This window comes from Peribacillus sp. NPDC101480, from assembly GCF_050277335.1.
Classification (GTDB): domain Bacteria; phylum Bacillota; class Bacilli; order Bacillales; family DSM-1321; genus Peribacillus.
Genome location: NZ_JBNNSB010000002.1, coordinates 58571 through 84646, shown reverse-complemented (window position 1 = coordinate 84646; position 26076 = coordinate 58571). Strand labels below are relative to the sequence as shown.

23 protein-coding genes are annotated in these 26076 nt (G+C 39.8%); 15 read left to right on the top strand and 8 right to left on the bottom strand.

Features of this window, described 5'->3' with window-relative positions; all coding sequences use genetic code 11:
• Positions 1 to 172: 172 nt before the first annotated feature.
• A complete protein-coding gene (locus tag ACQKMF_RS07975) occupies positions 173 to 1132 on the bottom strand; it encodes a sensor domain-containing diguanylate cyclase (protein ID WP_260357590.1) in 960 nt (319 codons plus the stop codon).
• 564 nt (positions 1133 to 1696) lie between these two features.
• Here ACQKMF_RS07975 and ACQKMF_RS07970 point away from each other — a divergent pair.
• A complete protein-coding gene (locus ACQKMF_RS07970; protein WP_260357591.1) occupies positions 1697 to 4267 on the top strand; it encodes a helicase-related protein in 2571 nt (856 codons plus the stop codon).
• A 74-nt stretch (positions 4268 to 4341) separates the two neighbouring features.
• On the opposite strand, the gene ACQKMF_RS07965 is transcribed toward ACQKMF_RS07970, so the two are convergent.
• The gene (locus ACQKMF_RS07965) at positions 4342 to 4551 is read right to left on the bottom strand and encodes a YqaE/Pmp3 family membrane protein (RefSeq protein WP_101222258.1); all 210 of its coding nucleotides are present in this window, start codon (positions 4549 to 4551) and stop codon (positions 4342 to 4344) included.
• A gap of 295 nt (positions 4552 to 4846) precedes the next feature.
• Here ACQKMF_RS07965 and ACQKMF_RS07960 point away from each other — a divergent pair, with 295 nt between their 5' ends.
• Complete coding sequence (locus tag ACQKMF_RS07960; RefSeq protein WP_402942731.1) at positions 4847 to 5518, top strand: hypothetical protein; 672 nt, start codon at positions 4847 to 4849, stop codon at positions 5516 to 5518.
• A gap of 112 nt (positions 5519 to 5630) precedes the next feature.
• Here ACQKMF_RS07960 and ACQKMF_RS07955 read toward each other — a convergent pair whose 3' ends face one another.
• Positions 5631 to 5942: a hypothetical protein gene (locus tag ACQKMF_RS07955; protein ID WP_101222074.1), complete on the bottom strand. Its 312-nt coding sequence runs from the start codon at positions 5940 to 5942 to the stop codon at positions 5631 to 5633.
• A 213-nt stretch (positions 5943 to 6155) separates the two neighbouring features.
• Complete coding sequence (locus tag ACQKMF_RS07950; RefSeq protein ID WP_427572504.1) at positions 6156 to 6485, bottom strand: four-helix bundle copper-binding protein; 330 nt, start codon at positions 6483 to 6485, stop codon at positions 6156 to 6158.
• Between the two features lie 171 nt (positions 6486 to 6656).
• On the opposite strand from ACQKMF_RS07950, the gene ACQKMF_RS07945 reads away from it, so the two are divergent.
• Both ACQKMF_RS07945 and ACQKMF_RS07940 read left to right on the top strand, forming a co-directional pair.
• Positions 6657 to 7043 carry a DUF948 domain-containing protein gene (locus tag ACQKMF_RS07945; protein WP_402942737.1) on the top strand — a complete coding sequence of 129 codons (387 nt, stop codon included), beginning with the start codon at positions 6657 to 6659 and terminating at the stop codon, positions 7041 to 7043.
• A 92-nt stretch (positions 7044 to 7135) separates the two neighbouring features.
• A complete protein-coding gene (locus tag ACQKMF_RS07940) occupies positions 7136 to 7501 on the top strand; it encodes a DUF948 domain-containing protein (protein WP_260357595.1) in 366 nt (121 codons plus the stop codon).
• Positions 7502 to 7695: 194 nt separating this feature from the next.
• Here the strand turns inward: ACQKMF_RS07940 and ACQKMF_RS07935 are convergent, their stop codons facing one another.
• Together ACQKMF_RS07935 and ACQKMF_RS07930 are read right to left on the bottom strand one after the other, a co-directional pair.
• Positions 7696 to 7887, bottom strand: a complete 192-nt coding sequence (locus tag ACQKMF_RS07935; RefSeq protein WP_260357596.1) for a DUF3934 family protein — start codon at positions 7885 to 7887, stop codon at positions 7696 to 7698.
• A 172-nt stretch (positions 7888 to 8059) separates the two neighbouring features.
• Positions 8060 to 9391 (bottom strand): oligosaccharide flippase family protein, encoded by a 1332-nt coding sequence (locus ACQKMF_RS07930; RefSeq protein WP_101222079.1) that lies wholly within the window; start codon positions 9389 to 9391, stop codon positions 8060 to 8062.
• Positions 9392 to 9769: 378 nt separating this feature from the next.
• Here ACQKMF_RS07930 and ACQKMF_RS07925 point away from each other — a divergent pair, with 378 nt between their 5' ends.
• On the top strand, positions 9770 to 10048 hold the full coding sequence (locus ACQKMF_RS07925) for a hypothetical protein (RefSeq protein WP_157830982.1): 279 nt from the start codon (positions 9770 to 9772) through the stop codon (positions 10046 to 10048).
• Positions 10049 to 10331: 283 nt separating this feature from the next.
• On the opposite strand, the gene ACQKMF_RS07920 is transcribed toward ACQKMF_RS07925, so the two are convergent.
• Positions 10332 to 11768: an amino acid permease gene (locus ACQKMF_RS07920; RefSeq protein ID WP_096339573.1), complete on the bottom strand. Its 1437-nt coding sequence runs from the start codon at positions 11766 to 11768 to the stop codon at positions 10332 to 10334.
• Between the two features lie 371 nt (positions 11769 to 12139).
• On the bottom strand, positions 12140 to 13090 hold the full coding sequence (gene rocF, locus ACQKMF_RS07915; protein ID WP_101222081.1) for an arginase: 951 nt from the start codon (positions 13088 to 13090) through the stop codon (positions 12140 to 12142).
• A 486-nt stretch (positions 13091 to 13576) separates the two neighbouring features.
• Between rocF and ACQKMF_RS07910 the strand changes: the two genes are divergently transcribed.
• The 10 genes from ACQKMF_RS07910 (at position 13577) to ACQKMF_RS07865 (ending at position 25974) form a co-directional block, all read left to right on the top strand.
• Positions 13577 to 15640, top strand: coding sequence for a helix-turn-helix domain-containing protein (locus ACQKMF_RS07910; RefSeq protein ID WP_427572499.1), 2064 nt, complete (start codon positions 13577 to 13579; stop codon positions 15638 to 15640).
• A 308-nt stretch (positions 15641 to 15948) separates the two neighbouring features.
• Positions 15949 to 18132, top strand: coding sequence for an acetate--CoA ligase family protein (locus tag ACQKMF_RS07905; RefSeq protein WP_427572497.1), 2184 nt, complete (start codon positions 15949 to 15951; stop codon positions 18130 to 18132).
• Between the two features lie 7 nt (positions 18133 to 18139).
• Entirely contained in the window at positions 18140 to 18598 is a 459-nt protein-coding gene (locus ACQKMF_RS07900; RefSeq protein WP_063593500.1) for a MaoC family dehydratase N-terminal domain-containing protein, read from the top strand.
• Positions 18599 to 18674: 76 nt separating this feature from the next.
• A complete protein-coding gene (locus ACQKMF_RS07895; protein WP_427572495.1) occupies positions 18675 to 19091 on the top strand; it encodes a MaoC/PaaZ C-terminal domain-containing protein in 417 nt (138 codons plus the stop codon).
• A gap of 35 nt (positions 19092 to 19126) precedes the next feature.
• Positions 19127 to 20290, top strand: a complete 1164-nt coding sequence (locus tag ACQKMF_RS07890; protein WP_427572493.1) for a thiolase C-terminal domain-containing protein — start codon at positions 19127 to 19129, stop codon at positions 20288 to 20290.
• Positions 20291 to 20301: 11 nt separating this feature from the next.
• Entirely contained in the window at positions 20302 to 20718 is a 417-nt protein-coding gene (locus tag ACQKMF_RS07885) for a Zn-ribbon domain-containing OB-fold protein (RefSeq protein ID WP_063593503.1), read from the top strand.
• 37 nt (positions 20719 to 20755) lie between these two features.
• The gene (locus tag ACQKMF_RS07880) at positions 20756 to 21952 is read left to right on the top strand and encodes an acyl-CoA dehydrogenase family protein (protein ID WP_427572490.1); all 1197 of its coding nucleotides are present in this window, start codon (positions 20756 to 20758) and stop codon (positions 21950 to 21952) included.
• Positions 21953 to 21966: 14 nt separating this feature from the next.
• Positions 21967 to 23109: an acyl-CoA dehydrogenase family protein gene (locus tag ACQKMF_RS07875; protein ID WP_427572488.1), complete on the top strand. Its 1143-nt coding sequence runs from the start codon at positions 21967 to 21969 to the stop codon at positions 23107 to 23109.
• A 55-nt stretch (positions 23110 to 23164) separates the two neighbouring features.
• The gene (locus tag ACQKMF_RS07870) at positions 23165 to 24640 is read left to right on the top strand and encodes an aldehyde dehydrogenase family protein (RefSeq protein ID WP_427572486.1); all 1476 of its coding nucleotides are present in this window, start codon (positions 23165 to 23167) and stop codon (positions 24638 to 24640) included.
• 56 nt (positions 24641 to 24696) lie between these two features.
• Complete coding sequence (locus tag ACQKMF_RS07865) at positions 24697 to 25974, top strand: MFS transporter (RefSeq protein ID WP_427572484.1); 1278 nt, start codon at positions 24697 to 24699, stop codon at positions 25972 to 25974.
• The last annotated feature ends 102 nt before the right edge of the window (positions 25975 to 26076 follow it).

The following is a 26076-nucleotide window of genomic DNA, read 5'->3' as shown; positions in this document are numbered from 1 at the left end:
CGAGAGAGTTAACATCCCGATCCCCTCCGCTTCACCATCCGAAAAACGGATACATAAGGGAAATGCTGATCTGCTCAAGCTTTTGCAAAGGCTGAAAGCTAAACGTTGGATTTTTTTAAGGTAAAAGAAAGCCAGTCTCTAAGGAGAACTGGTTTTTTTATTTTTAAGATAATCACTGCGGGTGGTAGTATTGAATATTCTTACGGCCGGATTTCTTAGCCATATACATGGAACGGTCCGCTTTTTTCAAAAGTGAGTCCATTTCCGTACCTTGATGAGGGTAAAAGCTTATCCCTATGCTAGCTGATACAAATTGATCATTTCCATTAATGGTAATGGGCATGGTGGATAAACGGTTCAATATTAATTCAGCGTTTTGCTGAGTGCTTTTCATTAAATCCTCACAATGTGCTGGATGTAATAATACAATGAATTCATCACCACCAATTCGAGCCACATGACTGCCTTCGGGAACGGCTTGCAAAAAACATTCGGCTGCCTTTTTAATAACTTCATCACCAGTATCATGACCATAGGAATCATTGAAAAATTTAAAATGATCAAGATCGATGTAAAGAAGAGCCATTTCATCGTTTGTTTTATCTTTATGATAATCAAAATAATTATAAATGAAGTTCCGATTATATAGACCTGACAAAGGATCCCTGATAATCCCTTTTTCAAGATTGATGGTATGACTGATCAAAGCTGCCATGGACTTAATGAGGATCAGATCATATTCTTTAAAATCATGAGGTTTAATGTCGAATGCACATAATGTTCCAATGATTTCACCCTCAATAGTAAGGGGAGCTCCCATAATACACCCATTTCCTATAAGCTTCGTTACGGGGTGACAACTAGTCAATTCATGTTCCCCCAAATTCGGGATAACGAGTGGTTCCAAGCCATTCTCAGCAACTAATTTGCAATAAACCATATTATAAGGAAGGATGTCACCTTCACAAATCAACTTTGCATTTCTATTTAAGGATTTGATCATGAAACTATGTATCGGATTCAATATAGAAACGAAGAATGTATTGACCTCTATGGTTTGATCTAATAGTGCTAATACTTCTTTAGCGATGGAATCGAAATTCTTATAATAGTTGATATCTTGCTGAATCATTCTCAGGCTCCTCATTTATTTATAGTCTTTTTAGATTTCCGGATGTTAATTCTCATATTGAACGCCAAGGACACAAAATCGGAATCTCAATACCGTGACAGTTGTCCGAATTTCCACTAAACTCAATTAAGGGGATGGATTCGTTTTATGGATGAATAATGTTATCGAGAAAGTTTAAAAATTTACCTTTACTTTATTTTCGGCTTTTTTTTAATATCATTAAATTTTAATTTACCTGATTACAAAATTACTAAACCTATGTATCCATTTCCGGGTTTCCGGGATGGGCATAAACCAAAAATTCCAAATCAATGATCAGTCTATTCTTCATGAATTATACTTTAAATGAATTGGTAAGAGTAACTCCGAGGTGCATATTTGGTGGATTTTGCATATTTACCTTGGAGAGAATAGTATTTGGCATTTCTTAACCTTCTCATGTTAACAGAGCACTTGAATTTAAATAGATAAAACGAATATACCCACGCTCATTTTAAACAATAATTTGGGGAGGATAAAAGGAAGTATTAAAGTACATATTGGATAATTCAAAAGGGGATCATTATGGGAAAATTAGAAAGTATATATCCTATTGCGATTGAGAATACAAAGGAAAAAATAATCCAGGATATGGATTTTTATTTAGAGAATCAAGAGACAATGCCTTCTTATTCAGCATATATATCAGACAGGACGACCTTTATAGAGCAAATTTGGATAAATGTTTGGATAAATAAAGCGTCAAATGATGTGCCCAGAAAGGAAAAAAAGGCATTTTTAAGCGAAAGGGGCTTTGTAACGGAAGGTTCAGATCATAAACTGATCAATAGCATGTTCCGGAACGAATTAAAGAAGTATCGTCCGTTTGATAGCTTAACATGGATTAAAAAAACCTTTGCTGACAATCAGGAAGATTGGGAAAAGAGATATAAAAATGCAAGGGAAAAATTCTTTAGGCGACAAGAAGAACAGCGGCTTGCCAAGCAACGTTGGAAAATACGTGCGAGGCTTCAAGAAGAGGCAAATACATTTTTCGAAAATAACTCCCTTCTATTATATTTACATGCCAGGTATTATATTGCCGGTATATTGACAAAAGATCTTAAGAATAAGCCTAAATTCCAATATGTCGATCCATACTTGCTTGAAGAACAATTGGTGGAAGAGGGGGACTTTCAAGCTGCCGAATACTTAATGGTCACTGATTTTTTTGAAGAGCTGACAGGCGATATTCACTCGTTAGTCGGTTGGGGAAGGAACCGTTATGAATATGAAAATTACTTCTTCAGGTATGAAAGATTAGTTTCGGATTTCATAATGAAAATAGCCCCTGACAAATACTTGAACAATCTATCTGCTGCACTGCATCATGATTTTTTAGAGTCATATGGGGAAAGGCTGACGGTTGAAGCCCTTCAAGGTATACTAAGCGATGAATTGGCCGATTTGTCTCAGTCCTGTTTTGATGAACTTCAGGAAGAATACCTTTCTGATTTACTGAAGCTGGAAGGAATTCCTTTTAATGAAACATTGCACGAAGAAATATACGAAAAAGACGTGGAGAACAGAGAGAGAAGAAAAGCTGAAGTATTGGCAGAGCAAGCCAGGAAGCTGGCAGAAGAGCAAAGGATGATCAATGACATCATCGGTAAGGCCTATACTCCATCATTAGGGAAAAAAGTTCGATATGTTTTGCATATAGGAGAGACAAATACTGGGAAGACGCATAAGGCCCTGGAAAAAATGAAAGAAGCGGAAAGCGGTTTGTACCTAGCTCCACTTAGACTGCTGGCCCTTGAAGTGTTTGATAAATTAAATGCTGACGGTGTACCTTGCTCATTAAAAACAGGTGAAGAAGAAAAGGCAGTGGCGGGTGCTAAACATGTCTCCAGCACCGTTGAAATGTTTCATGAAAAGGATTACCACGAAGTAATCGTCATAGATGAAGCCCAAATGATTGCCGATAAAGATCGAGGCTTTTCATGGTTTAGGGCAATCACGCAAGCTAATGCGAAAGAAGTACACATTATCGGGAGCAATAATATCAAAAAGATGCTTCTGAACCTTCTGAATGAAGCTGATTTGGAACTCCACGAATACAGACGGGAAATACCGCTTGAGGTAGAACAAAGGGAGTTTGGCCTGAAGTATACGAAAAAAGGAGATGCGCTTATTTGTTTTTCGAGAAGGCAGGTACTCGAGACCGCGTCCCGGCTAAAAGAGAGTGGACATAATGTGAGCATGATATACGGAAGTATGCCTCCTGAAAATAGGAAACGGCAAATAGAGCTATTCAATCGCGGTGAAACATCAGTTGTGGTTGCCACCGATGCAATTGGAATGGGATTGAACTTGCCAATACGCCGTATCGTCTTTCTTGAAAATGAAAAATTCGACGGGACACGAAGAAGAAGGTTGACTTCTCAAGAAATCAAACAAATCGCAGGTCGAGCGGGTAGAAAGGGGATTTATGACACTGGAAAGGTAGCATTTACAGCAGATATCAAAATTATGAATAAGTTGCTGGAACAAGTTGATGAGCCAGTTCAAACCTTTACAATCGCCCCAACTTCTGCTGTATTTGAACGTTTTCAAAAATATTACCGGAACCTAGGGACATTTTTCGAAATGTGGGAGAGGTTTGAGCCCCCTAAAGGCACGAAAAAGGCATCACTATCGGAAGAAAGGGAGCTTTACGAACTAATACGGGATACTGAAATCGAAGCGCGTTTTTCATTAATGGATTTATATGGTTTCCTGCATATTCCATTTTCCGCAAAAGAACCAAGTCTTATCAGACAGTGGCTGGAGACAGTCGAAGCGATTGCCGAGAACAGTGACCTTCCTGAACCGGTCATCAAAACAAGGAATCTGGAGGAATTGGAGCTATCTTATAAAGCGATAGGTCTTCATCTATTATTTTTATATCGCATGGGTAAGCGGACCGAAGCTGTTTATTGGGAGCGTATCCGTGAAGAAATCAGTGATGGCGTTCATGATCAGTTAAAAGACGAAATGTTGAATTATCAAAAAAAATGCAAGCGCTGTGGAAAAAGGCTGCCGGATGACTCGCGTTTTCAAATATGTGACGCTTGTTATCATAGAGGGCTTAGGAAGACGCACAGATTCAATTAAACGAATCTTTCGATAGTAATAACCCGAATAAGATGCACCTTGTGCTTCATTCGGGTTATTAGTGGTTGTCTAAATCACTTAGTTGTTTGTTTCGATTTAGAAATAATCGCTGCTTGCTGCTTCATTCGTTTATCAGCTTTCTTATCATGCACCACTAAGATTGCATGAATTAAACCAGGTACATAAAAAAATAGTGTGAGGACCAAATTTAGCACTGCCTGAACGGGTTTACCAGCTAATAATACGGCTAATGGAGGGAAAATAATCGCAATTAAATAAAGAATGGTGAACACTCTCCAATATAAATATTTTTTATCTACTATTACAGTATAATTCTCTCATTTTGATAATTTTTTTATTCCGTTTTCTGATGATACCTCTTGCTATCGACTTGATAAATATATGCTCGAGAGTAGGATTCATACCAACTGAGCCTTCTGGCTCAAAGAAGCAGTCTTTTTCCCCCGATAATGGCAGGAGAGGGCTATGGCAAATGATCGTTTTTTCCGGAGCGGTCAATGTACCGCCGCTTTTTGTGTTAGAATAATCAGAATACTAACTGATGAAAGCGGGAGATTTATGAAAAAAAAGATAGGCTGTTTGCATGCACACTATACAAATATAAAATACATCGAAGCCGCATTCTCGAAATTTGATATTGAATGGCTTCATTTTGTTGAACCGGGATTGATGCATCGGGTGTCATCTGATGCAACTTTTAACAATTCGGATGCTCAAAAAAGGGTAAAAGAACAAGTCGAATGGATTGCCGAATGTAAAGTGGATGCCATTCTGATAACCTGTACAAACTACATCGCCTTTTTAAACGAAGAACAACTATCCTTACCCATGCCTATCATTAAAATCGATGAACCATATTTTGAGCAAATTTGCCAATTGCAGCAACCGCAAATGATTTTATTCACGAACCCAGCAACTGTTGAAGGAACAATCAAACGTTTAAATGCCCATGCTGAAGAATATGCCGCTGTGGATTTTGAAGTTATCATTATCGACAATGCCTTTGAATTGATTATGCAGGGATTGGGAGAGAAATATAACCAGGAAATCATGAACTTCCTTTACCAGTTTAATAACGAAGAAAGACCGATGTCGGTCGCTCAACTGTCAATGGTCGAAGCAGCTATGAGTTATGAGCTTGAGACAGGAAAGGCAGTTTTAAATCCATTACATGCATTAGTGGATTACATGATCGATCAACTGGAACTAAAGTCATTGAGTGTTGAATAAAGGATTTCTGGTGTCGCATGATCGTAAATACAAAAAAATATGTGTTTATATATAATAAGAAAGAAAAATTCCCTGCATGATTAGGTTAAATCCCGATCCAGGGAATTTTTTATTATTCCTTCGTGCGGATTTGTTCACGGATGTTTTCAAGTTCTTCAAGGGATAGGTTCGTTAGGGAATTTTTTATTTCTTCTTCGACCCGTTTTCGATCAAGCTCCCTATATTCGCTCCACCAATCACGCAGCCCTTCGGTGTTTTCGAGAAGATACTCTATATCAATTTCTTCTTGCTCATCATCTGATAAATATCGCATGACCGCACCTAGTAACCGATTGAGTTTGGCTGTTTCGCTTTCCTTATCAGGTGAAGCCGTGGTATCTTTCACTTCTGCATCATCTTTAGCAGGAACATTCCGAGGTGTCATAATATCCTCCTGTTTTTAATACTAGTGTGCCTAAAAAGGGCGGTTTTCAATATATGTTTTTCGTATTGTTAAAATTTCTTGGTATATAAATTTTAACATATACCTCGCTAGAATATATTAATAATATCATCATCCTTTAATAGTACTAACAAAATAATAGGTAGGTAAGGGGGGAGGATAATAAAAGGAATAGCTTAATTGCTATTCCTTACATCAAGCGACTAATTTTCTGCATTCTTCTGCACATCTCAAGCAGGCCTCAGCACATTTTTGACAATGTTCATGATCGTGTTTTTTACATTCGTTTCCGCAGCTTTCACAAATCTTGGCACACACTTCAGCCAACTCTGAAATAAACGGTGTTCCTCTCCCGATCGCCTGTCCTAAATAAGAGCAAATATCCGCACATTCCCGATCCAAGCGAAAGCATTCCACCATCATGTTTACATGATCTTCTTTTAAGCATGCGTCGTAGCAATGATTACACGCGGTCATACAATCATTTAAAGTTTGGATAACAGATGAATGATACTCATGTGACATGAACAAATCTCCTCCTAAATATGGTCTCACCCTTACTATTAACCTTTAAACTACCCTTAACTTCTTTTAGGATAAAGGTAAAAGGTTCATTAAAACTGAACGGACAAGTGATGGACTTTAGGGAATGAATGGAAGGGACAGTGCATAAATTTAAATGAAGGGAGTGGATATATGAAAATGTTTATTAAATTAAGTGTTGCCAGTGTCTCCGGAGCCGTCGTGTATTTGATATATAATGTCAACCAGACGCTGCGTAAAGGAATGGGAACGCTTGAAGAAACAAATAAGACACTGGAAGAGGTAAGGAATGCAGTACATGGATTGACGCAAGAGTCCAAACAATTGATCCACTCTGCCAATCAAATTACAGCGGATGTAAAAGGTAAGATGGAAAATGTCGATCCATTGCTAGAATCCGCTCAAGATGTTGGGGAAATGATTCATAATGTAACCAATTCCATGAAAGAAGCCAGTTTGGAAGGCCGCCACAAGGAATTATCTCCGACAGCTCCTTTGACTCGAACTGAAGCTGAGGGGGTGCAAATCAAAATCAAGTAGTACCATTTAACATTAAAAACAGGCACCCCGGGATACACTAACATATTTGAAGCAATCGTTTCTATCATTTATTTTAGAGGGGGAGCTTTATCATGATTATTGAATATAGTGTGGCTGCGATAGCCTTAGCCTTCATTTGGTTGGTCGTATTTTTAATCGGTACCCTTCAAAAGGGAATGGCCACGATAGGAGAAGCCAATCAAACCTTGGCTGAAGTTAGAAATGCCATTCATGATCTATCCGGCGAATCGAAACAACTATTGCAAACTGCAAATGAAATCACAGACGATGTAAAAACTAAAATGAAAACGGTTGAACCATTATTGGATTCTGCACAGGATGTTGGTGAAGCGATACATTCAGTTACAGACTCTGTTAAAAAAGCCACTAACGGCTTCCGTACAGATTTTTCCCCGAAAAAAATCAATGCCATCAAACCCAAAAGCCAATTTAGATAAAAAGAAAATATTAAAAAAAGTGAAAGACACTACCGGGAATTGGAGTGTCTTTTTTGATGATATGTATAATAGGCGTGATATGGATATCGCCCGTGGTTTATTATATATAAGACCCATTTCTCTCATACAGATCACTTAACACCCTGTATGAGAATATGGAACAAACATAAAATTATGGGCTTTAGGACAAGCAATTATTTATCTGTCTTGTCACCTTCAGCATGACCGGATGCTTTTGAGTCATTGGAATGTTTGATGCCTTTACTTACATATGGTTTGGCGCTTTTTTTCTTATTGGCACCTGTTTTCCAACGATTCCAGCCCTTCTTGCCCGTTCCTGTGCCGGTACCTTTACCCGTTCCGCTCTTAGCCTTAGCTTTACTCATGAAATCACTCCATTACTATTGTATGGTTAGTTTAAACCATTTTACTTGATTATTACCCAAGTATGTTGAAATATACAGTAACGAAGGTGATATGTACAGGGAAAGGCTCAATTTTTTTAATCTAAATCTTTATATACCAATAACAGCAAGAGATTTTGCTTTGGTTTTTGCCTCACTTTATCGATATCGATCTTGATTTCGTCAGTAAGATGCTTATGCCGATTTTTTTGCAAATGGTCAAGTAGTGCATGAAAGTTAATAATACAGCACCAGTATTCATTCCTAAAATGATTCCTCCCATATTAAGAGAAGCCTGGGAGCCTAGGATATACATCATTAAAAAGGCAACAATATGGGACCATACGGTATGAATGAAAGCATCCTTCACTAAACCAAGGCCGATGAGATAGGCTTGCATGGGAATGACAAAAAAATGAAAAAGGAAATAAGGACATAATAATTTTAAATAGTATGCGGCAGATGTTGAAGAAAAAAAGAGGGAGGTCAAAGGTTCCGCAAAGAAATAAATGAAGATCACAGCCGGAACTCCATACAGTACGGTGAAAGACATCGATTTTTGCAATAAAACCCTCAATTTTTCCTTATCCTGCCTTTTGTAAGCATTCGAAACATTCGGAATGAGCATGATCATTAAGGAATGTGCGATAAAGGCTGGGAAGAAGCCGATCGTCATCGCTACTCCAGTAAGCATCCCAAAATGCTCTGTAGCCACTACCGCACCGAATCCTGCCGAGAGAAGGGCAGTGTGGATCAAAAAAGGTTGGATCGCATTTGTTATCGCATGAAAGATCCTTAACCCCATGGTGGGCAGCGAAACCGCCAATAACTTTTGCCGGGCATGTTTACCGGTTGTCCGTGAGTTTGTACCGCGCCTCATGATTCGCATTTGAAGAATCAAAAGGTTGATCAAGTATAGAAAAACGAGGAACTCACTGCCAATCAAAACAAAAAAGGCCATCAATAATGACTTTTCCTGGTTAAAATGAAATAAGTTAAAGATAAGGAAAAGTAAGCCGAATTGAATGATATCCTTCAAAAAGTTGGAAAAAGCAATCTTCCCCATTTGCTGGACACCCATGAAATAGCCTCTTGCAATTGACGAAAAGGCAACTATTGGGATCACTGTGATGAGCAGCCATTTAATATAGGGATGGTATTTGTCCATTATGGATGAGAAGGAAAGTATGAAAGGCATGACTACACACATTACCAATACGACGACTGCAGCCATTTTAAGTGCATGAACGATAAGATTATAATGCATTGCCTGTTTATTTTCCGCGACGAATTTTGAAATGGAAATATGTAATTCAAGGCTGGCGATCACATATATCAAAAAGAAAATTGGCAATATGGACATATAAAGCCCCATGCCCTCTTCGTGTAATTCCCTGGCTAGGAGCATGTTCACTAAAAATTCGATACATTCACCAAAAAACGCTGCAACAATCAAAATGAGCGTTCCTTTATAAAAAGACTTCATGTTGGACCACTCCTAACAAGGTGTTTGTATAAAGATATGAGACATGCCATGGAATATTCATGAGGAACTGCATATCCCAGCGATACAAAATGCGATTATGCCTATGGCAATCCTTATTAATCGCTTAAAAATTAAATCAGGATAAAGGTGGAAAATTGTATGAAATCGATTGGTTACATACATTTATAATGGGGAAATCCTTACCCATACATCTTCATCAAATGGCTTCATATGGTGAAATTACAAACAAGGGCAAGTTTTTATGTCATTTTCCTTTTCAAAAGTGTCAGATGAATCATGAATATAAGAATGGGACATGAATTTCGCTTTGAAATTCATGCTTTATTTTGCTATCCTTTAGCAGAGGGGATGATCAATATGAAATTCACATCTATTAGTCAATCAAATATAGATGAATTGTGCATTGCGTTTGAAAGTTGTCTTACGAAACATGACATTACATTTAAGTATGTAGATATGACTGAAGAGAACGGAATCATATCGTTCATTTTTTGTGATGACCCGGAAAATGCGAGATCGGTCGACATGGAAAGTGAACGCTTCATTGGATTGGATACCGATTACATAGCCAAGGAAATTTTAGAGCCAATCCTGCCTAAATTAAAGGAATTTGCACAATATAAAATCATCGATTAAGATGATTTTTTTTGTTTTGATATTTGTTTTTATTGCCTATATGGAGCTGGAAATTTAACTTCCTATTATATGCGCATTATTATAGTCAGGGTATAGTTTGTGGAACTAAAAAAGCTGGAAGGGAAAAGGAAGAGTTCTAACAGCGGTTTACAATTGGCTAGCTATGCAGGAAATGGTGATTATATAAAAGAAATACCCTGGGTGTGATTACATCCAGGGTATTTCTTCTTTGAAAAGCCAAAGATCGCTTTTCACCACTAACTATACTCCACGGTATTCTGGATCAAATGACCATTTTTTTACCGGCATTTAATTCAACTTCCTGCTTGGGAGTTTCAATTTTCTTGATTTTCTTCACTCTAAAGTGATAAACCGCATAACATCCAATGAAGAATGCTCCCCCGCAATAAAGGGCCATTCGCTGCTCAGGAACAAATGCTAAACTGATCATTACGATGCAGTTTGTTATTAATGCAAGTATGGGGATGAATGGGTATAGCGGAACTTTAAATTTCAGATCTTCTATCTTGCCGCCTTGGCGGGTATAGGATCTTCTAAAAGCAAGAAGACTAGCCGAAATGGCAATCCAGCCAATTTGTGCACCTAACCCTGCAAGGGAGAGAAGAAAGACAAATATTGTGTCCGCAGCTACTACACTTGAAAGTAATGACAAACCGGCAATCGCCAGGGTGATGAGCAGGGCATTGAGCGGAATCCCTCTCTTATTCACCAAACCGAGCTTCGGACTTGCCATACCTTCCCTTGAAAGCGAGTAGAGCATACGTGTCGCAGCATAAAGACCGGAGTTCGCCACTGACAAAAGTGCTGTAAGAATGATGAAGTTCATGATGTCAGCTGCATACGGAACTCCGAGACTATCAAGTACAACAACGAATGGACTTTCTGAGATACCGGCTTTTTCCCTTGGGATCAGCGCAGAAAGTACAGTGACAGAAAGAACAAAGAAGAAAAGGGTTCTCCAAACGGTTTGTTTGATGGATTTTGGTATGACCTTTTCCGGGTTTTCACTTTCTCCTGCGGCTATTCCGATTAATTCAGTGCCCTGGAAGGAAAAGTTCACTGTAATCATTGTGATTAGCAGGGCCGATATCCCATTGGGGAAAAGACCCTCAGCGAAAAAGTTTGAGAAAAATGGAGCTTCTTGTCCACCTTTCATATCAATCATACCAAACATAGCAGCACCGCCAACGATGATGAAAAGAATGATGGCCAATACTTTTATGCTGGAAAAAACAAACTCCGATTCGCCAAATGCCTTTGCTGATAAGGCGTTTAGTGAAAAGATGAGAAAAGCAAAGATTGCACACCACATCCATACGGGTGATTCAGGAAACCATCTTTGCATTAGCTGTCCTGCTGCCAGAAACTCTAAGGCGACTGTAACGGCCCAACCTAACCAGTATAGCCATCCGATGGCAAACCCGGTTCCAGGACCGATGAACTTAGTCGCATATGTCTGAAACGAACCGGAAACAGGCATGGCAACGGATAGTTCACCTAGGCAAAGCATCGTTAAATACATGATGAAGCCGCCGACTATGTAAGAGAGGATGGCACCGAAGGCTCCTGCTTCATGAATGGTATAGCCTGAACCGATGAAAAAGCCCGTACCAATACATCCCCCTATTGAAATCATAAATAAATGTCTTGCTTTCATGCTCCGTTTTAATTCATTTGGTTGATTTTCTGCTGTTTTCATTGAAAAACTCCTTTACCTGATGGGTGCAAACGGTTTCATTTATGTTGGGACGTTATTAGGGAATTTGTGTTCTTACAAGTCTAATAGCTTTTGATTTTGATTCTTAGATGATGTCGAATTCCCTCCGAAAAGAGATTACTTCTGCATTAAAGAAGCATGATTCAATGAACATAGGTACCTATGCAGAATTAATTTCGAAAGCGCCGCTTAATAAAGAAAGAGAAGCCAAGCGTCAGGAAACTAGGGATGTAAATTGATTCATGTCGATCATCCGCCAATGGGAAGAAGCTCATAAAAGAAGTATGGGCTTTTCCCTATGGAGCATCACTTTAACGAACTCTCTATATTTCTATCAAAATCATAGAGTCCGATTATTTAACATGAGCCAATAAATCAGGAGTGATATGATCTTCCGCTCCATATAATAATTTTTCCCCAAGCAATGAGCCCATTAATGCGACAGCAACTTCAGCCGTTTTATTATGCTCGTCCAATATTGGGTTTATCTCAACAAACTCTGCTGATGTAATGATATTAGCTTCAGCAAGCATTTCCATGGCAAGATGGCTTTCGCGGTAACTAATACCTCCCATTACAGGCGTTCCTACCCCTGGTGCATCATCTGGATCAAGACCATCAAGATCAAGTGATAAATGGACAAGGTCCGTACGTTCTTTCAGGTAGGCAATCGATTCTTCCATCACTTTTGTCATACCCATTCTATCAATCTCATGCATAGTATAGACTTTAATTCCTTTTTCCCTGATTAACTCTTTTTCACCTTGGTCTAAAGAACGGGCGCCAATGATGACAATGTTCTCTGGTTTGACTTTTGGAGAATATCCGCCAATTTTAGTCAGTGCAGGGTGGCCAAGGCCCAAACTTACCGCTAGGGACATACCATGTATGTTTCCTGATGGGGATGTTTCGGCAGTATTTAAATCTCCATGTGCATCATACCATATTACCCCTAAGTTTTCAGAATGCTTCGCTAAACCGGCTAATGTCCCGATAGCAATGCTGTGATCTCCACCTAAAACTAAAGGAAAACGATTTGCTTGGATGACTTCATCCACTTTTTGACTCAATTTTTCATTACCTTCTGCTACGTCCTGCAGATTCTTTAAATTTGTGTCACTATCACTTTGTGCTCTTTCCTGTATTTCTACTTTAATATCACCTTCATCACGGACAGTATAGCCAATGTTTTCAAGTCTTTCACTCAACCCTGCATATCTAATGGCACTAGGCCCCATATCTACTCCTCTTCTAGTTTGACCAAGATCCATCGGCACACCAATAATTGAAATTTCCTTCTTCATATGTAATTCCTCCTTCGATTTTTCTTCCCTAGTATAAGGGTAAAAGGAGTGATGACTCAACTCGACATTTTTTTGAATATTTATACGATTGAGAAAAGGGTAAAGGTCCTGGGTTAAAATTCCTATTATTGATTTTTTATGAACATAATATTATACCTTAAGGGGTATTAGTGACAATGGGTGATTCCTTGTAAAAACTGCAATTGTTGAGATTTTTATTCCAGGAATGGAAGTGATAGCGCTGCCAATCAGAATCTTTCGCCAAGGGTGATTCAGAAGATATTGAATATAATTTACTAGATACATTTATTCAGGAAATGGGGCCGTTACACCTATAATGTATGGAAGGATTTTTCATTTTTATATGGAATATATAAAAAAAAACTAAAAATATTTTAATTGCAGTTAGAATATCACGACTTTTTTTCATCTAAACACACTGAGTACTTTGTATTTAGACGCAGTTTGAACTAGGAGGTATTCATGTTGAATAGCAATGATAGACAGAGTGGAAAAATGGAACCGAACCAAAAGAATGAGAGCCTTAAGTATTTATCGAACCGCTGGTCAAGCAAAATTAATAATTTTTTGGTTCTTTGCATATATGAGCAAAACAATCAATATCATGATTTCAATAATAAATTCAAAACACACAAATTAAAAAATTCGAAGGGGTTTCTAACCTTTAAAGATGGATTGAACAATAAAAGTTTTGTTATTTGGGAACAAGCATATAAAGAGAATGAAGAGCTATTTGCCAAACTGAGGTTAACGGCGAGAAACGAAACATTGTCACATATTGCCCAACATGTCGTATTCTATCTATTAAGTGAATATGAAAGGGTTTCTACAAAAAATCATGCTGTTTTAAAAGAAAAACATTTAATGGAAGATTCAATTTACCAAATGGAAAAAAAATTAAAAAATGAAACTTTTTTGGGAGAGAGATCGGTTTGGGAGGAATTTTACAGCTGGTTTAGACTGCTAGTAAAAGAATGGGTCCTTGAAGAAATAGCCTTATCAATAGGCTTTAATGAAATGGAAAGACTTGATGATCAAGCATTAAATAAGTTATTTTACGAGCATCTCACAAAACATTTTACTGAAAACACTGGATTTTTATCGAGAGTAACAGATATCGTTAATGAATATATTAAAGAGTGGATCGATAAAATCATGAGTGAATTTAATATCGAAAACAATACGATCGAAAAGATAGAAAACCTGCTATGTTTTAAGAGGGATTTTCAGACATCAGATTTATTATTATCCACAATGAGGGATTTTACTTTCAACTTTACCGTCCAAGATCATTTGCTTGTTATGAATAGTGCTCCATATCAGTCAGTTAGAGATGCAATTTATAAAAAAAATTTCGAAATCATTGGAAACATTCCTTACCCTGCAACCCCAATATTAAAGGGTAATACAGAAGGCTTCATACAAATAATCCCTTTTGGTAACGATCATATAACCTATGGGCAGACGAATGTGAAAGAAGCTTGGAACCGAGTCCACTCTTTATCTGATGTGGATGTAGATGTTTTTGATGCTCTTTGCAGCCTTTTCCTGTCAAAGGCTGCTCATAATGAGGAAACAGTGGAAATTTATTTAAATGACCTCCTTTCAATTCGAGGATTAAAGCCAAAACTTGGTGGGTTTGGGCGTCGAGGTGGTTACGAGGCCAAACAGCGTGCTCAAATTTTGAAATCGCTTACAAATATACAAAGCATATGGATTAACATTAACAAAGCTACCATCTATGAAAAAGGTAAGCCTGTTCAGACAAAACTACAAGGGAGGACGTTTATCTTTAAAGATCGTAATGGCGTTGAATATGATATATCAGAAGAAGCAGACAGGAAAAAGATAACGTTCACGATCGATAAGGTTTTCGCCAAATATCTTAATGGTTCTGCACGGCAAGTTGCCCTACTTTCAATAAAAGCACTTCAATATAATCCATATAGGCAACTTCGGGAAAAACGGCTTACAAGATATCTAAGCTGGCGTTGGAGGACCCAAGCAAGAAAAGGAGACTTTTTACAGCCGAATAAAACCAGTACCCTATTGGAATCGATCGGTGAAAAATTAAATGACCGAACACCATCCCGAACTAGGGAACGTTTCGAGAAAGCTTTGGATGTTCTACTGGATGATGGCGTAATTGCATCATGGCATTATGAAAAGTGGGATGAATCCATAGCCGATTATAAAGGATGGGCCAGTATTTGGCTGAATTCGATGATATTAATAGAACCGCCTGATATCATAAAAGAGCAATATCGCTCCATAGAAAAGAAACAAAAATCACACACTGGCAATCGTCTTGCAAAGCAAGACCAGGCTAACCTGAAGAGCAGCGATCATATTGGTGAGCAAATAAGAATCACAAGAAAAAAACTCAACCTCTCTTTATATCAATTAGCAGAAGAACTGGAGATATCAGCCCCATATGTCAGTAACATTGAGAGAGGGATGAAAATTCCATCCTCCAAAATTCAAACGAAAATGAAGAAATGGCTGGAAAAACAGGAACATATTAATTGATCATGAACAAATTAACCCTATTCCTTTATCAGGAGGAGGGTTGTTTGTGTTGCCATATACATAAAAAGCATTGGCGTTTATCTTGTTCCAATGTCGGGGCTATGAATGTAAGAAGTCGGGGTCATCAAGAACACATATTTTTCATTCTATTCTTTTGACCCTGCTGTATATGAGAAATTTCGTCTTTTAAAAATAATTAACTTCCTAATGTTTTAAATGAATTTAACAAACTATCAATTTCTAGAATATTAACCCCCTCCATGTAAGATTAGTTCAAAGATATCTTTTTTAAGTAGGGGGGAAGATTCATGATAAAAAATAAACATTCAAACAATTCTCATGAAACGCTTGAGCCGTTATTCAATCCAAGATCCATCGCAATCCTAGGTGCCTCCAAGAGTGAATACAAAATCGGGAATTTACAGGTCAAAGCCCTTTTGGATGGTCAATTTAATGGGGAGATTTACCCAATCAACCGTAAAGCAAAAGAGATTGAAGGGATTAAGTGCTATGAATCTTTGTCCGATGTTCCGAATGAAATTGATTTAGCCATTTTTTGCCTTGGGGCGAATCAGGTGCAGCAAGGATTAGAGGAATGTGCACGAAAGAAAGTGAAAGCAGCCATCATTTTTGCTGCTGGTTTTTCTGAAACAGGAAAAGAAGGCATCAAGCAACAGGAATTGTTAACAGATATTGCAAGAAAGAATGGAATACGGATAGTGGGTCCCAACTGTGTTGGATTAGTGAATTTGTCGAATGGCTTGATTGGCACTTTTTCCCCTGCCATTCAATCAGTGCCAATAAATGACCAAAGAGGGGTAGGATATGTCTCCCAAAGCGGTGCGTTTGGTGTTTTGACTTATATGGCAGCAGCTCAGAATGGATTGAGTTTCAATTATTTCGTGAGTGTAGGAAATGAAATGGAAACTGAATTCTCGGATGTCATTGAATATATGATCCATGATACAAAAACAAGTGTGATAAGCGGCTACTTGGAAGGTGCAAAAAACCCGGAAAAATTACGAAGCCTGGCAAAAGAGGCATTGGATAGAAATAAACCCATAATTGTCATGAAAACCGGAAGGAGCAAGGCTGGAAGCAGAGCTGCTGCTTCACATACAGGTTCACTTGCGGGATCGGATCAAGTATATGATGCCTTTTTTAAGCAGGCTGGCATCGTAAGGGCCGATGATTATGAAGATATCATATCTTTTTCAAAGCTATTCCTATCAAAGAAGCTTCCAAATGGACGTAATACGGTTATTATCACCAGTTCAGGAGGGAGGGGAATAAATGAAGCGGATCGCTGTGAATCATACGGACTTACCATCAACCCACTGAGCTCAAAGACAATAACAGAAATCAAACGTAATATACCCGAATATGCAAGCGCTTCCAACCCTGTGGATTTAACAGCGGCCGCATCTGTTTCCAATCCTGAGTTATTTCTTGCACCATTGAGGGCACTTGTAGAAAATCCGGATGTCGATAACATCATTTTTACTGAGTTTCCCTTTAATTGGACTGCCGAGCACCCTTTACTTCAAGAGTTTATTGAAATTTGTACAAGCTCAGATAAATTTGTTTTCATTACCACTTTTCCATTAGACGGCATGACCCTTCCCCTTGGTACCGATGAGCTCGTGAAAAATGGCATACCGGTGATCCCTGGGAACCTTAATCCGATAAGAGGGCTGGCGAAACTAGTTGAATACAGTGAATTTTATCGAAAAAATCTTGAAAATCAAGTTTCCAATATTACAAAGAAAATAGAGAAACAAAACTTACAGGACATGCTGAAGCCCGGTACTGCTTTAAGTGAATCCGAAGCTAGTATGGTTTTGGAAAGATACAGGATTGCTACCACGAAGCGTGTTATAGCTGCAAATGAAAACGATGCAGTACAAATCGCTAACAGTATCGGTTATCCGGTTGTGTTAAAGGTCGATTCACCGGATATACCACATAAGACGGAAGCTGATGCCATTCGATTGAATGTAAAGACCGATCTTGAGGTCAGGAAAGCTTTTACAGATATTAAGCGGAATGCACTAAATTATAAACCTGAAGCTACAATAAACAGCATTTCCGTTCAGGAAATGTTACCTGATGGAGTGGAAATCATTGTTGGTGCAAGTGATGATCCTGTATTTGGACCGGTTATCATGTTTGGTCTAGGGGGAATATTCGTTGAGATCTACAAAGATATTTCGTTTAGAATTGCTCCACTGTCAAGGCAAGATGCACTTGAAATGATTGAAGAAATCAAGGGCAAGGACATTTTAATGGGAGCACGCGGGAAAGCACCGGTTGATATTGAAGCCATCATTGATGTGTTATTAAAGGTTTCCTCTATAGTTACAGATTATAAACATTCCATTGACGAATTGGATATTAATCCATTGCTGGTCTATGAAAATGGAATCAAGGCCGCTGATGCCATGATTGTTGTAAAAAATAATGTGGATGATAATACCGTTATTAGGGGGTAGAGAGCAAATGGAACTTGATCATTTGACCGGATTAACAGGAGCTGAATTTATATTTGAAGTCGAAAAGAGGCATATCCGCCAATTTGCTGAGGCAATTGGTGATTTTAATCCCTTATATGTGGATGAAGAATATGCTGCGAAAACTTCATATGGTGGCATTATAGCACCGCCAACCTTCCCGATTGCCATTGGTCAGGATAGCGGCGAAAGCCTTGACTTGGGCCTCGAACAAAAGAGAATGCTGCATGGTGAACAGGAGTTTATTTATTCCCGCCCCATTAGGCCAGGTGATAGATTGCATTGTCAGATGAAAGTATCAAATGTATACGAACGGGAAGGAAGAAAAGGAAAGATGCAGTTCTTGGTACTTGATACAGAAATGAAAGATGAGTCAGGTGAAATGGTGGTCATAAGCCGAACAAATATCATCTATCGGCCCATTAGGAGTGATCACGCTCCTGTCTGAAAAAATATGATGATAATTAATGGCATTAAAGTATCAATATCAAATTCCAGCAAACTGAAAACAGGAGGAATCAGGGATGTTGAACTATGAAAGTTTACATGAAGGTCAAAGACTTGAATCTCTCTTCAAGCCACCTGTAACCAAGGTACAACTTGTTAAATATGCCGGAGCTTCAGGGGATTTTAATCAATTACATACCGATGATGCATTCGCACAAGAGATTGGCATGCAGGGTGTAATTGCTCATGGGATGCTTGTAATGGGCTTTCTCGGTGAATATGTAATGAAACTGGCTGGTGATCAAGCTGTACCGGCAAATTTTAAAATGAGATTTGGTGCTGTAACCGTACCAGGAGATCGGATCACGTGTTCTGCTTTCGTTAAAAATTTGTATGAAGAAAGAGGTCAACGTTTTGTAAGGCTGGACGTTATTGCAGAAAAGGAACCAGAACAAGTTGTCGGTTCAGGTGAAGTGGTTTTACGGATTAAATAAAGGTTACAAGTTATCAAATAGTAGGAGGGTTTATTATGGAAAGCATTAAAAATCGCTATGCCATTGTCGGTGTAGGGGAAAGTGAGCGTTCTAAGAATTCCGGTACAACCCCGTTACATTTGGCGTTGGACGCTGCTCGAGCTGCATTGAATGATGCTGGGCTTCAAGCGAAAGATATTGATGGGTTCATGAGCTATTCGGAAAACGATTCTTGTACATCTCATCAATTAGCAACATATTTAGGGGTCCGTCCCAAATATGTTAAGGATATTTTGGGCGGGGGAAGCAGTACCGAAATGCTGATAGCTGACGCTGTTGGATTAATCGAATCAGGTCAATTGAATACGGTGTTGATTTATCGTTCCATGAATGGACGCTCAGGCGTGAGGATGGGCGGAGGCGGATGGGATGTAAATATGCTTCAAACAGCCATAGAAGGCGGAAGCTTCATCATTCCTTACGGTGCTGGCAGTCCGGCTCAGTGGTTCGGACTTTTTGCGACGCGACATATGCATGAAACCGGGCTGACAAAGGAACATCTTGGGCATGTCTGTTTAGCTTTTTACGAACATGCTCAAAGGAATCCTAAATCATACTTTTATGGTAAACCATTAACGATGGAGGAATATCTTAAAACGCCCTATTTAAGCTATCCATTTAAAAAACATGATTTCTGCCTGGAATCCGATGAAGCAAATGCAATCATTGTCACTTCAGCAGAACGTGCTGAAGGATGCAAGTCCAGACCGGTATACATCATGGGTTTATCTGCTAGGCAGTGTGTGTCCCATGCACATTATTGGAATGATTTAACCGAAGTGGCTGCTGACTATGTCGCGCCTGAAGTATATAAAATGGCTGGAGTGAAACCTGAAGATATTGACGTTGCATCCATATATGACTGTTATAGCTGGGTTGTACTTCGGCAGTTGGAGGCTTATGGATTTGCACCGCGCGGAGAGGTCGGTGACTTTGTAGCCGAAGGAAACTTGCGGATCGGCGGGAAATTACCTTCGAATACAGCAGGAGGAATGCTATCGGAAGGATATACACATGGAATGAATAACGTATTGGAAATCGTACGTCAAGTTCGTCACGAATACAAAGGAACCGATCGGCAAGTGGAAAATTGTGAAATCGGAATCTGTACTGGCTGGGCTGGACCGGATATGGCCGGTGCCATGATTTTAAGAAATTAGGAGGGAACAAAATGGAATACCAAAAACCTATTCCGCTAAAAACACAGGATAATAGTCCATATTGGGATGGCGCAGATCGTCATGAACTGATTCTTCAAAAATGCAATTGCTGTCATCAATATTCCCATCCTCCCGGTCCGAGCTGTGCAAAATGTGGCAGTTCGGAACTTAGCTGGGAAAGCCAAGGCAGCGATATTAACGGTAAAGTCTATTCATATATCGTTTCCTATCGGCCCTTCTTACCTGGATTCCAGGATGATTTACCGCTTGTAATTGCCATAGTCGAATTAGATACTCTGCCCCAGGTCAAGTTAATCGGAAATATTCTGCATTGTTCACCAGAAGATATTGAAATGGGTATGCCAGTTAAGATGGTTTGGAAGGAAATTACGGATGAACGGTCACTGCCGCAATGGATTCAGTCATAGAAGTGTAATTTGCAAGCATTAAAGGAGGAAGATATCTATGGATTTTTCGTTTACAACCAAGGAAGCAGAATTCCGTCTTGAATTGAGAGCGTGGCTTGAAGGAAATTTACCTGAAGGTTGGCATGAAGGAACCAGTAATGTTTCAAAAGATGAAAGAGAGTATGCCGTTTTCCTCAGGAATTGGCAAAGGAAATTATATGAAGGAGGCTGGGCAGCGATTGCCTGGCCAAAAAAATACGGCGGACGAGAAGCGACGTTGATGGAGGAAATAGTTTATCAACAGGAAATGGTTAGAGTAAAGGCTCCGGCGCTTGTGAATTATGTAGGCATCCATATGGTGGGACCCACTCTAATGCAGATTGGAACGGACGAACAAAAAGCAAAATATATCCAAAAAATTCTCACAGGGGAGGAAGTATGGTGTCAAGGATATTCCGAACCGAATGCTGGATCCGATTTATCCGCCATTCAAACAAGCGCCGTAAAGGACGGAGATCGGTGGATCATTAATGGTCAGAAGGTTTGGACAAGCTTTGGCCACTTAGCTGATCGATGCTTTTTACTGGCTCGGACGAATCGTTTTGATAAAAAGCATAAAGGGATAACGGTTTTCCTATTGGATATGAATCAGCCGGGGGTGGAAACAAGGCCCATCATTCAAATGGATGGTCAGCATGATTTTAATGAAGTCTATCTGAATGATGCGATTGCATACGATGCTGAAATAGTTGGGGAGGTAGATGAAGGCTGGAAAGTTACGATTGCATTGCTTATGCATGAAAGAACGGGAATCGGAGCGCAAGTTTTTACATTGGAGCAACAATTTAATGAACTTGTAGGGTTAGCTAAAGAATTGAAGGAAGATGAAGAGCCATTGATGGACAATCCGCTTGTTCGTCATACAATGGTAGATTTATATACTCGCTCACGCGGTTCACTTTTGAACTATTATCGTAATTTAACTAAGACATTAAAAAATGGTCATCCTGGTGCAGAAGGTTCGATGGATAAATTGATGGTAAGTGAACTTACTAAAGAGCTGTTGTCCCAATCCATTTCATTACAAGGACATAACGGTATTCTGTGGAAAGAAGATGCAATCACCTCCAAGTCATATTGGCAGGATAATTATCTTTATTCTTTTGGACAAACAATTGGAGGTGGAACGAGCGAAATTCAAAAGAACACTATTGGGGAAAGAATTCTAGGTCTACCAAAAGATATGGGACGTTAAGTTGAAAAGGGGGAATGAAGGTGGATTTTTCTTTAAATCAAGAACAAGAGATGTTCCGCGGATATGTCCGGAAATATTTAGATGGTGCCGGGCAAACAAAAACGGCCCGTGCATACATAGAGGGTGAAACTGGATCTCTAAGGGCCTTATTTTCGGGGCTTGCCGAATTAGGATGTACAAGCATTAATATATCGGAAGATTACGGGGGAATGGGCTTAGGTCACCTTGATTTAATACCTGTACTTGAAGAAACCGGCCGTTCTTTATTCCCGGGTTTATACTTAGAAACCAATGCACTAGCTGTGCCATTATTAGAGAAATTCGGTACTGAAGAACAAAAAGGTAGGTATTTAGCAGAAATTTCTGCTGGTACAAAAACATTCTCGCTAGCTTGGTTAGAACCAGGTGGAAGTTACGGTCCTTCTGGTATCAACCTGGAGGCAAAATCCCTAAACGGTCGGTTGATATTAAGCGGAGTGAAAACAATGGTTCCCGATGCTGAGTTGGCTGATCATTATATAGTGTTAGTCCGCACAGGCAAAGGTAACCGAAATGAAGGGATTACATTACTTATCGTCGATCGAAATGAAACGAATTTGACGCTTGAAAGCCAGAAAAACATTGACGAAACCCGACAATTGGCAGCATTGGCTTTCAATGATGTTGAAATTCCAATGGATCAGGTACTTGGATCGATGCATCAAGGGTGGGATGCCATCCAAGAAGGATTACTCTCTTTCAATGCGGCTCTCTCGGCAGTAATAGTCGGGTGTATGGAGAAAGTGGTGGAAATGGCAGCAGAGTATGCGAAGATTCGTGAACAGTTTGGTCAGCCGATAGGGAGATTCCAAGCGATTAAACATAGTATTGTCGATATGAAAATGGATCTCGAAACAGCCAGATCTTTAGCTTATTATGCTAACTGGGCATTTGAAAGCGGTGCAGAAGATCGAGTGCAAGCCATATCCTGTGCACGAATATTTGCCACGAAAGCATTCATACGTATTTCGTCAGACAATATTCAAATTCATGGTGGAATCGGGTTTACAGAGGAAATTGATTGTCACCTTTTTGTTAAGCGTGCAAGGTTCTATGAGAATTATTTAGGAAGCACTGAACAATATTACAAACAGGCCGCTACGGCATTAGGTTGGTAGAAAAGCAGAAGGGGTTACATTCATGTCTTACTAAGCCGAAGGGTGGAGATGAAGGTTGGAAATTTCATATAAAGTGAAAGAGTACCAGAATATGATTAATGGCGATCTGGTTCCCGCTTCTTCCGGGAAGCGGATTGAGAGCTACGATCCGTCAACAGGCAGGGTTTGGGCAACCATTCCTTGCAGTATGGCCCAAGATGCTGAAGCGGCGGTAGAAGCAGCCCGGAGCGCTTTTGCCGATTGGTCTTCGAGACCAGCTATGGACCGGGCTGCTTACCTGAGGAAAATAGGTGACTTGGTCGTAACGCATGGTGAAGAGCTAGCTGAGTTGGAATCAAGAGACAATGGTTGGGTGATCAGGGAAACGAGCCACGGCCTCATTCCCAGTTTAGCAAGCCTTTGGTATGATGCAGCAGGTGCTACAGCTATTGGAAGTAAGGGAGATACCGTCCAATTGGGACCTTCAAGTGTAGGTTATTCATTGAGGGAACCTCTAGGGGTAGTAGTAGGAATCCTTCCATGGAACTCACCGCTTTTCACTTTTACCATTAAAGCGGCTTATGCGATTGCGGCAGGAAATGCTGTCATTATCAAACCATCTGAATTGGCTTCTGTCGCTTCATTACGATACGGAGACCTGATTAATGAAATCCTCCCGCCAGGAATCCTCAATGTCGTATCAGGAACTGGAGCGGAAGTGGGAGATACTCTAGTAAGCCATCCAGATGTGAACAAAATCAGTCTGACCGGTTCTGGAGGAACGGCAAGGGCGATAGCACAATCGACCGCACGAAATCCTAAGCCCATGATTTTGGAACTTGGCGGGAAATCGCCAAACATAGTCTTTGCGGATGCAAACCTTGAAAAAGCAGCACAAGGGGTGACAAACTTTGGGATATTTAGCGGCAACGCAGGCCAACTATGTGTAGGCGGATCGAGGATTCTAATTCAAAGGTCCATATTCGATGAAATGATCATTAGGATGAAAGAAGTGATGGAACAGCAAATTCAACTGGGTGATCCAATGAATCCAGCCATTTCAATGGGACCGATCGCTAACGCTGCTCAATATGAAAAAGTCCTCTCATATATAGAATTAGGCCAAAAGGAAGGAGGGGAAATCATCATCGGTGGCCGTCATGGAGGTGTAAGCCTATTACCTGATGAACCCAAATTAGCTGACGGCTATTGGGTTGAGCCAACATTGATCAAGGTCAATAGTAATTCTCTCCGTATCTGTCAAGAAGAAATCTTCGGTCCGGTAGCGACCGTTATCCCCTTCGATACGGAAGAGGAAGCCATCACCATAGCTAATGACAGTGATTTTGGTTTAGGAGCTGGAGTATGGACTTCGAATTTGGATCGGGCACACCGTATGGTCCGCAAACTGGAATCGGGTAATGTGTGGGTGAACTTGTTTCGCAGGGTGGGGCCTGAACTCCCATTCGGAGGCCAAAAAAACAGTGGATTTGGAACGGATACCATTCTTGAATATACCCGTGAAAAGACCGTTTATATGGAAATAGGATGAGTTCTTATGAGATTAGCAGGGAATTTGCTGTAAATAGTGGACTGGGGGTTCTGTAAATGGCACAAGATTCTAAAGGCATTTTTTATGGATGGTATGTAGTGTTGTGTGGCTTTTTCATCATGTTCGCCGGTTTCTCGATAATAAATTCCCTGCACAGTTTGTTCATGGTCCCGGTTACAGAGGATCTAGGAATAAGCAGAACCACTTTTTCCATTGCACTTTCCATTGCTGGCCTTGGAGTGGCCGTTGCTTCTCCGATCATGGGTAAATTACTCACTAAAGGGAATATGAAATTGATCATGTCAATTTGCGTAGTAATGGCCGGAGCAGGATTCATGTCATACTCGCTTGCCAACTCAGCTGTATATTTTAGTATCATTGGCTTTGTAATTGGCATCTGTGTTGCGGGCTTTTCCAATATTCCCATATCAATCATGTTAACCAATTGGTTTTATGAGAAAAAAGGGAAGGCCATGGGTTTGGCATTTGCAGGATCGGGAATTGGGGCAGCGGTACTCAGTCCGATCATTACAAAATTAATCTCAAATTATGGTTGGAGAACGGCCTACCTATTAGCAGGGATACTGATAATTGTCTTAACATTACCCTTGGTTCTTCTATTTGCAAAGAAAAGTCCCGCAGAAATGGGCCTTGTTCCATTGGGCTCTGACAAAATGGAAATGGCCGAAACTAATGTGGAATCTGAACAGAATGGCTTAACGATGGGGGAAGCAAAGAAGACAGCAATGTTTTGGATTTTCGTACTTGGAATCGTTTGTTTTGCATTAGTCGCTGGCGGGGTGCAAATGCATATCCCGGCATACTTGATCGATATAGGGCATCCAGCCATATTTGCTGGCACCATTTTTGGAATACTATCTTTGGCAAATACTGTTGGGAAATTGATTTTAGGAGCTGTTTTGGATAAGTACGGTACGGCAGGCGGCGCCATTTATGTAGGCGCCTGCATGACGATTGCTATGGCAGCGCTATTGTTAGCGAAGACACAGGCATTCGCATTCTTATTCGCCATCGCCTTTGGCTTTAGCATTGTGATATCCACTCTTGGGCCTCCCTTCATGACAAATGATATCTTTGGAAAGAAGGACTTCGGCTCCATCTTTGGCATAGTGCAAGTTTTTTTTGTGGCGGCAGGCTCATTGGGTGTGATCGTTTCGGGTGTAATCTATGATTTGACAGAAAGCTACCGTGCAGCATGGATCTTCTTTCTTTGTTTATTCATCTTCAGTATGGTTTGTGTACTAGCGGCAAATAACATGAAAAAAAAGACGATCAGAAGAATCAAAAATATTTCCGACCAAAAAATTGGATAATTTGACAGGGCTAAAAGTCATATGGAAGGGTTTGTTTTCCATTAAACAAAACAGGATAAAGAGCGGCAGGCTGGATTGCTGCTCTTTACCTTACTGTTAAAC